This is a genomic window from Micromonospora chokoriensis (genome assembly GCF_000718555.1).
GTDB lineage: Bacteria > Actinomycetota > Actinomycetes > Mycobacteriales > Micromonosporaceae > Micromonospora > Micromonospora chokoriensis_B.
Map to the genome: position 1 here is coordinate 113,532 of NZ_JOAN01000015.1, position 14,780 is coordinate 128,311.

General features: G+C 73.4%; 11 protein-coding genes. 7 read left to right on the top strand and 4 right to left on the bottom strand.

Annotated elements, in window-relative coordinates:
- The first annotated feature begins 1 nt into the window (after nt 1).
- The 4 genes from nth (at nt 2) to IF46_RS0120330 (ending at nt 3,362) form a co-directional block, all read left to right on the top strand.
- On the top strand, nt 2–811 hold the full coding sequence (gene nth / locus IF46_RS0120315; RefSeq protein WP_030489929.1) for an endonuclease III: 810 nt from the start codon (nt 2–4) through the stop codon (nt 809–811).
- The gene (locus IF46_RS0120320; protein WP_030489930.1) at nt 808–1,431 is read left to right on the top strand and encodes a TlpA family protein disulfide reductase; all 624 of its coding nucleotides are present in this window, start codon (nt 808–810) and stop codon (nt 1,429–1,431) included. Before nth ends, IF46_RS0120320 begins: the two co-directional genes overlap by 4 nt.
- Nucleotides 1,428–2,120, top strand: a complete 693-nt coding sequence (locus tag IF46_RS0120325; RefSeq protein ID WP_030489931.1) for an NUDIX hydrolase — start codon at nt 1,428–1,430, stop codon at nt 2,118–2,120. Before IF46_RS0120320 ends, IF46_RS0120325 begins: the two co-directional genes overlap by 4 nt.
- A gap of 63 nt (nt 2,121–2,183) precedes the next feature.
- Nucleotides 2,184–3,362 (top strand): MarP family serine protease, encoded by a 1,179-nt coding sequence (locus IF46_RS0120330; protein WP_030489932.1) that lies wholly within the window; start codon nt 2,184–2,186, stop codon nt 3,360–3,362.
- Between the two features lie 24 nt (nt 3,363–3,386).
- Here the strand turns inward: IF46_RS0120330 and IF46_RS0120335 are convergent, their stop codons facing one another.
- From IF46_RS0120335 to IF46_RS0120345, 3 genes are all read right to left on the bottom strand, one after another.
- Nucleotides 3,387–4,175, bottom strand: a complete 789-nt coding sequence (locus IF46_RS0120335) for a phosphatase PAP2 family protein (protein WP_036392724.1) — start codon at nt 4,173–4,175, stop codon at nt 3,387–3,389.
- 53 nt (nt 4,176–4,228) lie between these two features.
- Nucleotides 4,229–5,569 carry a type VII secretion-associated serine protease mycosin gene (gene mycP, locus IF46_RS0120340; RefSeq protein ID WP_030489934.1) on the bottom strand — a complete coding sequence of 447 codons (1,341 nt, stop codon included), beginning with the start codon at nt 5,567–5,569 and terminating at the stop codon, nt 4,229–4,231.
- A gap of 74 nt (nt 5,570–5,643) precedes the next feature.
- Nucleotides 5,644–9,627, bottom strand: a complete 3,984-nt coding sequence (locus IF46_RS0120345; protein WP_030489935.1) for a type VII secretion protein EccC — start codon at nt 9,625–9,627, stop codon at nt 5,644–5,646.
- Between the two features lie 101 nt (nt 9,628–9,728).
- On the opposite strand from IF46_RS0120345, the gene eccD reads away from it, so the two are divergent.
- Nucleotides 9,729–11,132, top strand: coding sequence for a type VII secretion integral membrane protein EccD (gene eccD / locus IF46_RS0120350; RefSeq protein WP_030489936.1), 1,404 nt, complete (start codon nt 9,729–9,731; stop codon nt 11,130–11,132).
- Between the two features lie 31 nt (nt 11,133–11,163).
- Here eccD and IF46_RS0120355 read toward each other — a convergent pair whose 3' ends face one another.
- Nucleotides 11,164–11,670 carry an inorganic diphosphatase gene (locus IF46_RS0120355; protein ID WP_030489937.1) on the bottom strand — a complete coding sequence of 169 codons (507 nt, stop codon included), beginning with the start codon at nt 11,668–11,670 and terminating at the stop codon, nt 11,164–11,166.
- Nucleotides 11,671–12,074: 404 nt separating this feature from the next.
- Here IF46_RS0120355 and dacB point away from each other — a divergent pair, with 404 nt between their 5' ends.
- A complete protein-coding gene (dacB, locus tag IF46_RS0120360) occupies nt 12,075–13,616 on the top strand; it encodes a D-alanyl-D-alanine carboxypeptidase/D-alanyl-D-alanine-endopeptidase (protein ID WP_198041486.1) in 1,542 nt (513 codons plus the stop codon).
- A gap of 92 nt (nt 13,617–13,708) precedes the next feature.
- The gene (locus IF46_RS0120365) at nt 13,709–14,779 is read left to right on the top strand and encodes a zinc-dependent metalloprotease (protein WP_030489939.1); all 1,071 of its coding nucleotides are present in this window, start codon (nt 13,709–13,711) and stop codon (nt 14,777–14,779) included.
- Nucleotide 14,780 lies beyond the last annotated feature (1 nt).

Here is a 14,780-nt window from a genome sequence, read left to right on the forward strand (position 1 = left end):
GGTGCGACGTAGGCTGACCGTCGTGACCAGTAGCCCTCCCGGTGCCAGCGAGACCGACCTCGGGCGCAAACGCCGTGCCCGCAAGATCGGCCGGGTGCTGGCCGAGACGCACCCCGACGCGCATTGTGAGCTGGACCACTCCAACGCCCTGGAGCTGGCCGTCGCCACGATCCTGTCCGCGCAGTGCACGGACAAGAAGGTCAACGAGGTCACCCCGAAGCTCTTCGCCCGCTACCCGAGCGCCGCCGCGTACGCCGGCGCTGACCGGGGCGAGATGGAGGAGCTGATCCGGCCCACCGGCTTCTACCGCAACAAGACCGACTCGCTGCTCAAGCTCGGTCAGGCCCTCCTCGACCGGTATGACGGTAAGGTCCCGGGGCGGCTCGTCGACCTGGTGACGCTCCCCGGCATCGGCCGCAAGACCGCCAACGTGATCCTCGGCAACGCCTTCGACGTCCCGGGCATCACCGTCGACACGCACTTCCAGCGGCTGGTCCACAGGTGGCGGCTGACCACCGAGACCGATCCGGTCAAGATCGAGCACGCGATCGGCGCGCTGTACGACAAGCGCGACTGGACCATGCTGTCGCACCGGATCATCTTCCACGGGCGACGGGTCTGCCACGCCCGCAAGCCGGCCTGCGGCGCGTGCACGCTCGCGAAGCTCTGCCCCTCCTACGGCACCGGCCCAACCGAGCCCGCAGCCGCCGCCAAGCTGCTCAAGGGCCCTCGGGCCCGTGACCTCGCGGTGGCGGCCGGGGTCGACCCCGAGTTGGTGCCCGCGCAGGCGGTCAGTGCGGAGGTGCCGTGAACCGCCGCCTCGCCCTGGGGATCCTGCCGCTGCTGCTGACCCTCGCCGGCTGCACCAGCGGCGCTGCCGACGACGACCCGGCGCCCCGTCCGGCCGCAGCTGAGCGGCCATCGCCGTTCCGGGACTGCTCCACGCTGAGCACGGCGCCCACGGCGGCATCGCCCGGCTCCGGCACGACAGCCCCCGCCGCTGGCGGGCAGGCGCTGCCGGAGCTGACACTGTCCTGCTTCACCGGCGGCGCCCCCGTCGCGCTACGGGACGTGGCCGGGCCGGCGGTGATCAACGTGTGGGCCTCCTGGTGCGGGCCGTGCCGCAAGGAGCTGCCCGCCTTCCAGCGGCTCAGCGAGCGGGCCGCCGGTCAGCTCCAGGTGGTCGGGGTCAACACCCGCGACAGCCGGGGCGGCGCCCAGTCCATCGGCGAGGACTTCGGCGTACGGTTCCCGATCCTCGTCGACCAGGGCGACGCGCTGCAACGGGAGCTGAAGCGCAGCGCCTTCCCGCTGACCCTCTTCGTCGACGCGCAGGGCCGGATCCGGCACGTGGACGCCACCGGGGCTCTCGACGACGCCCAGCTCGCCAAGCTGGTCCGCCAGCACCTCGGCCTGGCGGTGCCGGCGTGACCCGTCGGCCACCCGAGTGGATCGAGCCGCTGCTGACCCGGCTGGGCACCGCCCGCGCCGAGGACTTCACCCGGCTGACCACCCCGGCCGAGGGTGGTCGGGAGAGCGCCGTGCTGGTGCTGCTCGGCGAGCAGCCCGGGGCCGGTCCCGACGTGCTGGTCCTGCAACGCGCCGCCACCCTGCGCAACCACGCCGGCCAGCCGGCATTTCCCGGGGGTGCGGCCGACCCGGAGGACGCCGACGTCCGCGCCACCGCCCTGCGCGAGGCGAACGAGGAGGTCGGCCTCGACCCGGCTAGCGTGACCGTCCTGGCCGAGCTGCCGAAACTGTGGATCCCGGTCAGCGACTTCGTGGTCACGCCGGTGCTGGCCTGGTGGCACGACCCGCACCCGGTGCACCCCCGGGAGCCGGCCGAGGTGGCACACGTCGCCCGGCTGCCAGTCAGCGAGCTGGTCGATCCGGCCAACCGACTGCGGGTCCGCCACCCGAGCGGCTGGATCGGGCCGGCGTTCTCGGCGCGCGGGATGCTCGTCTGGGGCTTCACCGCCGGGGTGCTCTCCACCCTCCTGGAAATGGGCGGCTGGGCTCGTCCGTGGTCGCGCGGTCGGGTGGTGGAGCTGCCGTCGACCGGGGCGACACCGGCGCCGTCGGCCGGCACCGACGAGGCCGACGAGAACGCCCTACGCTGACGGCACGGTCACCATCCGCAAGCGATGGTCATCCGTCGGGCGCACTGCCCGTACGCTTGACCCGTGTCCGTCGTGGATCTCGTCCTGCTGCTGCTCATGCTCGTGTTCGCGATCAGCGGATACCGCCAGGGTTTCGTCATCGGCGTCACGTCGCTGACCGGCTTCTTCCTGGGTCTGCTGCTGGGCCTCCAGCTCGGGCCGTTGTTCGCGAGACAGTTCGTGGACGCCGGCACCCGCGTGCTGATCTCGCTCGTGGCGATCTTCGGGCTGGCGGTGGTCGGGCAGGCGCTCGCCGGCTGGGCCGGCTCGCACCTCCGCAAGACGATCACCAGCGATGTGGGCAAACGGATCGACGACGTCGGTGGGGCACTCGTCTCGTTGTTCGCGGTGCTGCTGCTCGCCTGGCTGGTCGCCGTGCCGCTCGGCTCGTCCTCGGTGCCCTGGCTCGCCGCCTCGGTCCGCAACAGCGCGTTGATCACGGTGGTCAACCAGGTCCTGCCAGAGCAGGCCCACGAGTTGTCCACCGCGTTGGAGGACACCGTCGACACCGACGGGTTCCCGGACGTCTTCGGTAACCTCGCGCCCACCCGGGCCCGCCAGGTCGACCCGCCGGATCCGGCGCTGGCCGGCTCGCAGGTGGTGGTCAGTGGTCAGCGGTCGGTGGTCAAGGTGCTCGGCTCCGCCCCCAGCTGCTCTCGCCGGATCGAGGGGTCCGGCTTCGTGTACGCCGACGACCGGGTGATGACCAACGCGCACGTCGTGGCCGGCACCCGCTCGGTCGCCGTGGAGCTGGGCGGCGAGCGGTACGACGGCAAGGTGGTGGTCTACGACCCGAACCGGGACCTGGCGGTGCTGCTCGTGCCCGGGCTGCCCGGCCCGTCCCTGCGGTTCGCCGCCGGCAACGCGGGCAGCGGCTCCGACGCCATCGTGCTCGGCTTCCCGCTCGACGGCCCCTACAACGCGCAGTCGGCGCGGGTCAGGGACGTCGACCAGATCAAGGGGCCGGACATCTACTCCGCCAATGAGGTGACCCGGGAGATCTACACGATCCGGGCGCTGGTCCGCAGCGGCAACTCGGGCGGTCCGTTGCTCTCCGCCAACGGCCTGGTGCTCGGCGTGATCTTCGCGGCGGCGTCCGACGACCCGAACACCGGCTTCGCGGTGACCGCGGCCGAGGCCCGCCCCGTGGCGTTGGCCGGGGCCGAGCGCAACCGGCAGGTCGGCACCGGCGAGTGCACCTGAGCGTCGCGCCGCGGCCCGCTCAGCTCAGGCCGTCCCGGGGTGCCGCTCGACCTCGGGAGCGACGCCGTCGCGGGTCGGCCGCACCGGCCGGAGACCGGTTCCCGCCCGCCAACTGGTGAACGCGGCGGTGGTCGCCGCGACCACCGCCGCACCGAGCAGCCAGCCGGCCACCACGTCGCTGGTGAAGTGCACGCCGAGCGCCACTCTGCTCAACCCGGTCACCACGGCGAGCAGCACCGCGGCGACCCAGAGCGCGGCCCGCGCCACCCCTCGCCCGGCGTACGGCAGGAGCACCAGTAGCAGCACCCCGGCGGCCAGGGTGGCGTTCAGCGCGTGCCCGGAGGGGAACGAGTAGCCGGCGGCCCGGGCCACCGGGTCCAGAAGGTCCGGCCGGTCCCGGCCGACCAACAGCTTGAGCAGCGGACCGACCAGCCCGCCGACGATCATGGTGGTGGCCGCCCAGAGGGCCAGGCGGTGGGCTCCCCGGCGCAGCAGCCAGACCACCAGGAGCAGGGCGACGGCGCGCAGCGGCATCGGCGCGAACACCTCGGTCCAGACCCGCATCAGCACGACCCAGGCCGGGTGATCCTGCGCGAAGCTGTGCAGCGCGTCGGTGATCGCCGTGTCCAGCCGGTGCAGAGGTGCCCAGGCGTCGAGCACCAGCAGCGTGAGCAGCGCGAACGGCACCAGCAGGAACGCCGCCGTCGCGGCCAGGGTGAGCCGCAGCCCCAGCGAATGGTCTGGATCGAATCGGCGGCGCCGCCAGGAGGGCTGGCCGGTGGGGGCGAGGGTGGGCGGCCGGTGCGTGCTCATGGGTCCGTTTCTACCCGGCCGGTTGCTCGGTCAGGCCTGGCGGTGGGCCGTGATCAGCCGGCCCGCTGACGGAGCCGGCGGACCAGCAGCACGGCACCGGCGACCAGAGCGACGAGGAACACGACAGTGGTCCACAGTTGCCCCGGCGCGGACGTGGCCGGACCGCCCGCCGCCCGGGCCGTCCACCGGCTGTGCTGGCCGGCTGCGGCGAGACCGAGCGGATCGCTGCCGGCGCCGGCTACCGGGTCGTCGTCGGCCGAGCCGGGCGCCGGCCCGAAACCGGTCACACCCGGCGACGTCTGATCGTCCAACGGGTTGGCGGTCACCGGCGGCACCTGAGCGGTCAACGCGGCCACCGGGTCGACCACCCCGTACCCGAAGCGGTCGTCGCGCCCGGTCGGGCCCAGGTCCCGGGCGGTGCTGAGCAACCGGTTGACCACCTCACCCGCGGGCATCTGCGGGTAGCGGGACCGGACCAGCGCGGCGGTCGCGGCCACCAGTGGCGCGGCGAAGCTGGTGCCCTGCACCCGCCAGTAGCCACCCGGCGGCTTCGCGCCGACCAGCCCACTGGCGGGAGCGGTGAGCACCGTCGCCCGGCCGGTGATCGACCCGGACCACAGGTTGTCGCTGCTGCGTTCGAGACCGGAGACCGCGATGACACCCGGCTCACGGGCCGGGTACCAGACCTTGCTGCTGCTGGAGGTGGCCAGGTTGCCGGTGCAGGCCACCACGACCACGTCCCGGACGAACGCGTAGTCCAGGGCCGCGGCCAGGGCTGGGCTGTCGCCGCTGCCGCCCAGCGACAGGTTGATCACGCGGGCGCCGTTGTCGACCGCCCAGCGCACCCCCTGGGCGACGATCAGAGCGTCGTCGTAACGGTTCTCCGCGTCGAGCACGCGGACCGGCAGGATCCGGGCGTCCGGTGCCAGGCCGACCACGCCGCGCTTGTCGTCGCTGCGCCCGGCGATCAGGCCGGCGACCGTGGTGCCGTGGCCCACCGGATCCGGGCCTGCGCCGCCGCCGGGGCCCACCAGATCCTTACCCGGCAGCACCTGGCCGACCAGGTCGGGATGAGTGCCATCCACTCCAGAGTCGATCACCGCGACGGTCACGCCTCGGCCGGTCGAGCTGCGCCAAGCCGTCTCGGCCCGCAACTCGTCGAGCTGCCACTGCTCGTCACGGACCTGGTCGGTGCGGGCGATGGCGTCACCGGGAGCGAACGCCATCGGCGCGCCGGCGAGTTGTCCACCATTCGTGGGCGTGGCGACGGGCGTGGCTGCGGCGGTCGGGGCCACGACGGCGAGCGCCGCGGCCACCCCGAGCAACGCCCGGCTGGTCGCTCGACGGGCCGTCGACGGACCGCTGTACCGCACCCCAGTCACATCCCCAGCCATTCATCCCGACGGAACCATGACGATCGGAGATTACCGGTTTCCTCACCCGTCACGGGAAGAACCGGCGAGTCCGGTCATTGTGGCGGCAGTTGTGCCAGCTGCACGAGGCGTACGCCCTCCCGCCGGGTGACCAGCCGACCACGCCCCGGCGGCAGCGGTCCCGGCCGCACCGGCCCGACGAGCGCGCCCTCCTCGGGGCTGCCCGCCATCACCAGCCCGGCGGTGGACAGCTCCCGCAGCCGCTGCACGATCGACTCGTACTGTGCGCGGCCCGCCCCACCGGAGCGGCGGGCCAGCACCAGGTGCAGCCCGGTGTCCCGGGCGTGCGGCAGGTGCTCCTCCAGCGCGCGCAGCGGGTTCGCCGGCCCCGCCGCCACCAGGTCGTAGTCGTCCACCAGCACGAACAGCTCCGGCCCGGACCACCAGGACCGGTCCCGCAGCTGCTGCGGGGTGACCTCCGGCCCCGGCGCCCGCCGCTCCAGATAGCCGGCGGCCGACTCGACCAGGTCGGCGGTGTGTGCCGCGGCGGTGCCGTACCCGATCAGGTGTGGCGTCTCGATGGCACCGAGCAGGCTGCGTCGATAGTCGACGAGGATCACCCGGGCCTCTTCGGGAGTGAACCGGGTGATGATCGACGTGGCCAGCGCGCGCAGGAACGACGACTTGCCGCACTCCGAGTCCCCGAAGACGACGAAATGTGGCTCGGTGGCGAAGTCGAGCAGCACCGGGCGCAGGTCCGCCTCCGCGATCCCGATCGGCAGCCGCAGCCCGGTCGTCGAGGCGAGGTCCAGATCGGCGTACGGCAGCACCGGCGGGAGCAGCCGGACCCGGGGCGCCGGCGGGCCCGCCCACCCGTCGGCGGCCCGCTTGACCAGGTCGGCGGTGTCCCCGCTGGCGGCGCCGAGTTGGGGCAGCGCGGTGAGGAAGTGCAGACCCTCGGCCGTCACCCCACGGCCGGGGCGCTCCGGCACGTTCGCAGCCGCCCGCCGGGCCACCAGCGAGTCGGCCGGGTCGCCGAGGCGCAGCTCCAGCCGGGAGCCGAACAGGTCCCGGATGGCCGGGCGGAAATCCAGCCAGCGCAGCGCGCTGGCGACCACATGCACCCCGTACGACAGGCCCCGGGTGGCCAGGTCGGTGACGAGTGGCTCCAGGTCGTCGTACTCGCCACGGATGGTGCTCCACCCATCGATCACCAGGAAGACGTCGCCGAACGGGTCCGCGCCCGGCTGGCTGAGGGTCCCCGCTGCCGCGCGGCGCTGCCGGTACGCGGCCATCGACTCCACTCCCAACTCGGCGAAGCGGCGTTCCCGATCGGCCAGCAGGGTGGTCATCTCGCCGACGGTGCGTCGTACGGCGGTCGGGTCGGCGCGGCCGGTCACCCCGCCCACGTGCGGCAGGTCGCGCAGCGCGGCCAACCCGCCGCCACCGAAGTCGAGGCAGTAGACCTGCACCTCGGCCGGGGTGTGGGTGAGCGCCAGCGCGCAGATCAGCGTTCGCAGGACGGTGGACTTGCCGCTCTGCGGCGCACCGACCATCGCGACGTGCCCGGCCGCACCGTCCAGCGCCAGCCAGAGCAGATCCCGGCGCTGCTCCAACGGTTTGTCCACGACGGCCAACGGCACGCCGAGCGCCCCGTGCAGCTCTGGGTTGCCGACGGTGAGCCCACGCTGCGGGTCCACCTCGACCGGGCCGAGCAGCTCGTCCAGGGCCGGCGGCGCACCGAGCGGCGGGAGCCAGACCTGGTGCGCCGGTGGGCCCTGCCCGACGAGCCGGTCCACCAGCAGGTCGAGCAGCGTCCTACCGCTCTCCTCCTCGGTCACGACGGGCACGACCGGGGTCGCCGGCTCGGGCACCGGCACGACGTGGGTGGTGAACGTGAGCAGCCGGGCGCCCCCCGCGGCGGTGCCGCCACCCGGCGTGGCCCGACGGCGGACCGCACCGGAGACGTACGCGGCCTTGAACCGGGCCAGCGGGTCGGTGCCGGCGCGCAGGTAGCCGTGGCCTGGCGAGCGCGGCAGCTCGTGCGCGTCCGCCACCCCGAGCACCGTCCGGGACTCCAGGGCCGAGAAGGTGCGCAACCCGATCCGGTACGAGAGGTGGGTGTCCAACCCGCGCAGCCGGCCCTCCTCCAGTCGTTGGCTGGCGAGCAGCAGGTGCACGCCGAGCGACCGGCCCAGCCGGCCGATCTGCACGAACAGGTCGATGAAGTCGGGCTTGGCGGAGAGCAGTTCCGAGAATTCGTCGCAGATCAGCAGCAACGACGGCAGCGGGGCCAGCGGGCTGCCGGCCGCCCGGGCCCGCTCGTAGTCGCGCACGCTGGCGAAGTTGCCGGCGCGTCGCAGCAACTCCTGGCGGCGGACCAACTCCCCGTTGATCGCGTCCACCATGCGGTCGACCAGGGGCAACGCGTCGGCCAGGTTGGTGATCACCGCTGCGGTGTGCGGCAGTCGGTCGAACGACGTGAAGGTGGCGCCACCCTTGAAGTCGACGAGCACGAAGTTGAGTTGCTCGGAGCTGTGCGTGGCGGCGAGCCCCAGCACCAGCGTGCGGAGCAGCTCGGACTTGCCGGAGCCGGTCGCCCCGATGAGCAGGCCGTGCGGGCCCATCCCGTCCTGGGCGGACTCCTTGAGGTCCAGCTCGATGGCACCGCCGTCGGTGCCCACCCCGATCGGCACCCGCAGTCGGTCACGCGCCGAGCGTGGCAGCCAGCCCTGCTCCGCCGTGAAGCTCTCCGGGTCGCCGAGACCGAGTAGCTCAGGCAGGCCCAGGTCGGCCTGGAGCGGGGAGTCCGGACCGCGGGCCGCGCCGGCGAGCCGCAGCGGCGCCAACCGTCGGGCGACCGCCTCGGCGTCGGCCAGGTCCAACTGGTCGGCGGTGCCCACGTCGGCGTGCCCGTCGGAAGACCGCGAGTGCAGCCGCCGGCCGTGCAACTCCAGCAGCAGTGCGTACCGGTCCAGCAGCCGGGGCGGCGGGGTGTCCAGGTCCAGCACGGTGACCGCGTCGATGCCGCCGTCGCCGGTCAGGTCACTGGCACCGGTCAGGTCGCCGCCGTCGAGGACCACCACCACGTGTGGGCCGTCGGTGGCCGGGCCGGCCGGGCTGAACCGGGACCGGCTGGCCAGCACATCGGCCAGCAGCGACTCCAACTCGGCGGCGGAGCTGGTGACCAGTCGTACCGGGCCGAGCGCGTCGGTGCGGCTGGGATGGTGGGCGTGCGGGAGCCACTTCACCCACTCCCAGCAGGTGCGGCGCTCCGGCCCGGCGCAGACCGCGACGAGCAGTTCGTCGGGGGCGTGGAAGACCGCCAGCTGGGTCAGCACGGCCCGGACCAGCGCCTGCACCGCCGGGTCGCCGGTGGGTGGTCCGCCGGTGGTCGGGGTGTTCGCCCGGCTGCGGCCGGCGGGCCGGACATGCACCCGGGCGAAGCTGCGCAGCGACAGCGCCACCGGCAGGTCCGGCACCACGGAGTACGCGTCCAGGAATCGGCGCAGCGCGCCGGCGGTCATCGGCTCCAGCTCCTCCAGCGGCCGGGTGACCGGTGGGACGAGTGGGGTGGCCAGGGTCTGCGGCCCGACGGCGACCCGCACCACCGCGAAATCTCCGTCGGCCGGGCGGCGCTCCCAGACCCGGTGGCTGTCCACGGTCGACCAGAGCTGGCCCGGGTCCGGGTGCCGGTAGTAGAGCCCAGCCCGTTGCTGGCCCGCGGTCCGCCGGACCCGCCGCCGCAGCGTGGCCAGGTGGCGCAGGTACTCCCTGCGGGCGGCCATCATCTCGGACTTCTTCGGAGTGCCGGAGGCGCTGCCCCAGGACGTCACGAGCATCGCCAACGAGGAGAGCCCGAACATTCCGCCCACCACGTACGAGTACGCGCCGCCGCCCCGGCCGAACATCATCGCCATCGCCACCGTGCCGCCGAGCATCGGCAACACCATGAGCATCTGCTGCCACCGTCCGCCGGTCACCACGGGGATCTCCGGGGGCGCCTCGACCGGCAGCTCACCGGCGGGGATCTCCGGTGCTGGTCGACGCGGTGGGCGCTTGATGACGACGGTGGACACTCGGCCTCCTGACAGCGCTGGGTAACCCGAGCCTGGCTCATGGTAGGTAAAGTCCTGTCGTCCGCGCAGCCTCCGATCCCCCTCGATATGGAGTCCAGTCGATGACTACCGGGCTGGCACGCGTCACCATCAGCGCGCCGCAACGACGGGTGGACGTCGCCCTGCCGGAGCAGGTCCCCCTGGCCGAGTTGCTGCCCGACGTGCTCCGGCACGCCGGCGTCGGGCTGGCCGACGACGGCGAGCAGCACGGTGGTTGGGTGCTCCGTCGCACCGACGGCGCGCTCCTGGTGACGGCACAGGCGCTGCTGCCGCAGGGCGTACGCGACGGTGAGGTGCTGCACCTCGTGCCGGCCCGCGCGCACTGGCCCGAGTTGGAGTACGACGACGTCATCGAAGCGATCGCCGACGGTGCTCGCCGCCGTGGCGGCGCCTGGTCGCCCAGCGCCACCCGGGCAGCCGGTCTGGCCGGCGCCGCCGTGCCGCTCTCGGTCGGGCTCCTCGCGCTGTTCGCCGCCGGCCCGACGCACCGGGCCGGCTGGCTGGCGGCCGTCGGGGTGGCGCTGGTGCTCACCGTGGCCGGCACGGTGGCCTCCCGCGCCAACGGCGACGGCACCGCCGGGGCAACGCTCGGCGGTTATGCGCTGCCCTACGCGTTCACGGCCGGTGCCCTCGCGGTCGGCTCCGGCGACCCGGTCGGGCCGTTCGGGCCGGCTCGCTGGGTGGGTGCCCCCGAGCTGCTGGCCGGCTCGGTCGCGCTGCTGCTGGTGGCGTTGATCGGTCTACTCGGGGTGGCCAGCCGGCTGCGGGTCTTCGTGGCCGGTGTCACGGTCGGCCTGATCGGCGCCGGGGCCGCCCTCGGTGGGCTGGTGATGACCACTGCCGGTACGGCGGCAGTGCTGCTCAGCGCACTGGTCTTCGCCGTCGGGGTGATCCCGCTGCTGGCCATCCGGCTCGGCAAGCTGCCCCTGCCGCCCATCACCCTGCCGACCTCGACCCCCGAGGGGGAGCCGGAGCGGGCCCGGGATCTGCCGGACCGGAGCCGGGTGCACGCCGCGGTGATCCGCACCGAGGAGATGCTCACCGGGATGTTGATCGGCCACGCGGTGCTGGCGGCAGCCACGGCGGTCGTACTCGCGGTTGCCGGCGCAACGGCCGGTCGGGTGCTGGTGGCGGTCACCGCGGCGGTGCTGCTGCTGCGGTCGCGGCTGTTCGTGGCGCTGCGACACCGGGTGCCGACGGTGCTCGCCGGGCTGGCCGGCTACGCGGTGTTGGGCGCTGTGCTTGTCGCCCGGGTCGACGAGACCGGGCGGCTGGCGCTGGTCCTCGGCGGGGCGGCGCTGGCCCTGGTGGCCGTCGCCGGCGGCACCGGGTACGCCCGCCGGCCGGTCTCGCCGTACCTCGGAAGGGTCGCGGATCTCACCGACACGGCCCTGGTGGTCGCCGTGGTGCCGATCGCCTGCGCGGTGCTCGACCTGTACGACCGGGCCCGAGGGCTGCTCGGTTGAGCGACCCTCGGGCCCGGTGCGTCAGCGGTCGTCAGTGGGCGGATTCGCCGCGCGCCTCGGCGTCCCGGGCCCGCTGGTAGGAGGCGTGGATCTCGGCCTCGGCCTCGGTGCGGCCGACCCAGGTCGCGCCCTCCACCGACTTGCCGGGCTCCAGGTCCTTGTACACCTCGAAGAAGTGCTGGATCTCCAGGCGGTCGAACTCGCCCAGGTGGTGGATGTCGCGCAGGTGCTCCTGACGAGGGTCCTCGTAGGGGACGCAGAGGACCTTGTCGTCCCCGCCCTTCTCGTCGGTCATCCGGAACATGCCGATGGTGCGGCAGCGGATCAGGCAGCCCGGGAAGGTCGGTTCGGGGACGAGCACGAGCGCGTCCAGCGGGTCGCCGTCCTCGCCCAGCGTGCCCTCAATGAACCCGTAGTCGGCCGGGTACTGGGTGGACGTGAAGAGGGTGCGGTCCAGCCGGATCCGGCCGGTCGCGTGGTCCACCTCGTACTTGTTCCGGTGACCCTTGGGGATCTCAACCGTCACGTCGAAATCCATCTGCACGCTCCCTCGTCTGCCCACGCTGGCTAACGGAACCAATGGCGGCCCTCCGGACGGGTGAATGCCCACCCGCCGACTCCGGCCGCCGCATAGTCTTCGGACCGAAGTAGTGTCACCCAAGCCGATTTTCGCTGGGGGAGGAGGGGGTCGTGGGGAGGGAAGATTCACACTACCGCCCGGACAGGGGCTCTGTGCACGGTACGGGACGATCCGGCTCCGGCGGTGCCAAGGGTCGGGTTCCGGTGCCGGATGCCCACCTCCCACGAACTCCCGAACCACCGGCGCCGACCCCGGAGAGGGTGCCCGAGCGACCGCCGCCGTTGCCGTGGCACCCACCGACCGGGTCGGCATCGCCCAGTCCGAACTTCGGTCGCTACCCGGTAACCGGCGCCGAGCGGCCGATGAGCGGCCCGCCGCGCGGCAGCGCCCAGGTCCCGGTCGGCCCGTCCGGTCCCGGTGGGGTTCCCCCACTGGGCCCGCCGATCTCCGCGCTGCCGGCGTCCGCCGGTCCCGCACCGGCACCCGCGACGCCGCCCCGCCGCAAGCGGCTGCCGGTGGTGCTGGCCGCCGTGCTCCTGCTGGTGCTCGTCAGCGTCGGAGTCGTGATCACTCGTCCCGGCCCGGTCGCCGGATGGCTGGGCGACGACGCTGGGTCCGCGTCGAACGCCGGTGGTGTGACCCCGGACCCGGCTCCGTCGGATGTGCTTGCCGGCCCGGATCAGAACGCCCCGCTGCCGACCCCGGACGGGGTTCGTGCCGCGCTCGATCCGCTGGTCGGCGCCGCCGCACTGGGCGACCGGGTGAACGTCTCGGTCGCCGACGTGATCACCGGCCAGACGCTGTTCGACAAGGGGGCGGACGACGGCACCGTCCCCGCCTCGGTGACCAAGCTGGTGACCGCGGTGACCGTTTTGGCTGCCCGAGGGCCCGGCTACCGGATTCCCACCCGTGTGGTGGCCGGCGCGAAAGCTGGCGAGGTGGTCATCATCGGTGGCGGCGACCCGACCCTCGCGATCAACAAGAAGGGCTACTACACGGGTGCGGCACGTCTCGACGAGTTGGCCGCCCAGGTGCGCACCGCGCTCGGCGGCACCAAGCCGACGAGTGTGATCGTCGACGGCTCGGTCTACTCCGGTCCGGTCTACGGCCCCGGCTGGGACGACGACATCCCGACCGGCGGGTCGGGCGGGGCGATAACCGCGTTGATGACCGACGGCGCGCGTACCGACCCGGGCGTCGAGCACGGGTCCGCCCAGCGGTTCGCTGAGCCGGACCTGGCCGCCGGGAAGGCGTTCGCGCGGCTGCTCGGTGTGCCGACCGACGCCGTGAAGCGTGGCACCGCCCCGGCCGGCGCCAGCCCGGCGCCCGGCACCGAACTGGGCGTGGTGCAGTCTCCGCCGCTGATCCGGCTGGTCGACGTCATGATCAGCGAGAGCGACAACATGGTGGCTGAGGCGCTCGCCCGTCAGGTCGCGTTGGCCCGCAACGAGCCGGCCTCGTTCGACGGGGGTGCCGCCGCCATGGACGCCGAGGTGGCCGAGTTGGGCCTGCCGGCCGACGAGATCACCGTCTCCGACGGCAGCGGCCTGTCCCGTCGCAACCGGATCAGCCCGTCGCTGCTGACCGACCTGATCCGGTTGGCCGCCAGCCCGGATCATCCGGAGCTGGCCGGCGTCTTCGGCGGCCTGCCGGTGGGTGGTTGGTCGGGGACGCTGAACGAGCGCTACCGCACCGCCGCGGGCACCGCCGCCGGTGCGGGCAGCGTCCGGGCCAAGACCGGCACGCTCTCCTCCGTGCACGCCATCGCGGGCCTGGTCACCACCGCCGACGGCCGGCTGCTGACCTTCGCGGTGCTCACCGACCGGGCGCCGGGGGAGAAGGACACCGCCCAGCCGGCACTGGACCGGATCAGCTCCGCGCTGGCCCGCTGCGGCTGCCGCTGACCGTCGCCGGTACGGGGTGACGCGGTCGCCATCGGCGTCGATCGAGGGCGCGAGCCCGGGCCGAGGTGTCGCGGCGCGGGTACGGTGGGTCCATGGCGCAGTTCGTGGACTGGGATCTGGCCGCCGCCACCGCGGGGGCGTTGAGCAAGTCGGGCCCCCGCGTGTCGTACGCCGAAGCCACCGACGTGGTCGGCGACCTGCGCCGGCTGACCGACGAGGCGGCCGGGCACGTGGCCGACTACACGGGGCTGCGGGCGCAGGTGTCGCATCCGCCGGTTCGGGTGGTCGATCGCCGGGACTGGGCCGCGACCAACATCGCCGGGCTCCGCGAAGTGATCACCCCGCTGGTGAGTCGGCTCTCCGGCGACAAGCAGCCGGGTGCGCTGACCGAGGCGATCGGCTCCCGGCTGACCGGGGTGCAGGCCGGGACGGTGCTGGCGTACCTCTCCGGCCGGGTGCTCGGCCAGTACGAGGTCTTCTCGGCCGACCCGGGCCAACTGCTGCTTGTCGCACCGAACATCGTCGAGGTGGAGCGCAAGCTCGGCGCCGACCCACGGGACTTCCGGCTCTGGGTGTGTCTGCACGAGGTCACCCACCGCACCCAGTTCACGGCCGTGCCGTGGATGCGTGCCTACTTCCTCAGCGAGGTGCAGGCGTTCGTCGACGCCTCGTCGAGCGGGAGTGAGCACCTCGTCGAGCGGCTGCGGCGCGGGGTGGCCACGCTGTCCGAGGCGGTCCGTGACCCGGAGAGCCGCACCAGCGTGCTGGACATCGTGCAGACCCCGGCGCAGCGGGCCGTACTGGACCGACTCACCGCGTTGATGACCCTGCTGGAGGGGCACGCCGAGTTCGTCATGGACGGCGTCGGCCCGCAGGTGATCCCGAGCGTGGAGCGGATCCGGGCGTCGTTCAATCGACGTCGGGAGGCGGGCAACCCGCTGGAGAAGGCGATCCGCCGGCTGCTCGGGGTGGACGTCAAGATGCGCCAGTACGCCGAGGGGCGCAAGTTCGTGCACGGTGTGGTGGAACGCGTCGGCATGGACGGCTTCAACTCGATCTTCAACTCGCCGCTGACCCTGCCCCGACTGTCGGAGTTGGGCGACCCGGACGCCTGGGTCGCCCGGGTGCACGGCCCCGCCGGCACCTTCCCGGCCGCTGGCTGAT

What these genes read in the sequence shown, in the direction of transcription:
- IF46_RS0120335 (WP_036392724.1), bottom strand. Translation starts at nt 4,175, where the DNA reads ATGAGCACGCACCGGCCGCCCACCCTCGCCCCCACCGGCCAGCCCTCC.
- mycP (WP_030489934.1), bottom strand. Translation starts at nt 5,569, where the DNA reads ATGGCTGGGGATGTGACTGGGGTGCGGTACAGCGGTCCGTCGACGGCC.
- eccD (WP_030489936.1), top strand. Translation starts at nt 9,729, where the DNA reads ATGACTACCGGGCTGGCACGCGTCACCATCAGCGCGCCGCAACGACGG.
- IF46_RS0120355 (WP_030489937.1), bottom strand. Translation starts at nt 11,670, where the DNA reads ATGGATTTCGACGTGACGGTTGAGATCCCCAAGGGTCACCGGAACAAG.
- dacB (WP_198041486.1), top strand. Translation starts at nt 12,075, where the DNA reads ATGAGCGGCCCGCCGCGCGGCAGCGCCCAGGTCCCGGTCGGCCCGTCC.
- IF46_RS0120365 (WP_030489939.1), top strand. Translation starts at nt 13,709, where the DNA reads ATGGCGCAGTTCGTGGACTGGGATCTGGCCGCCGCCACCGCGGGGGCG.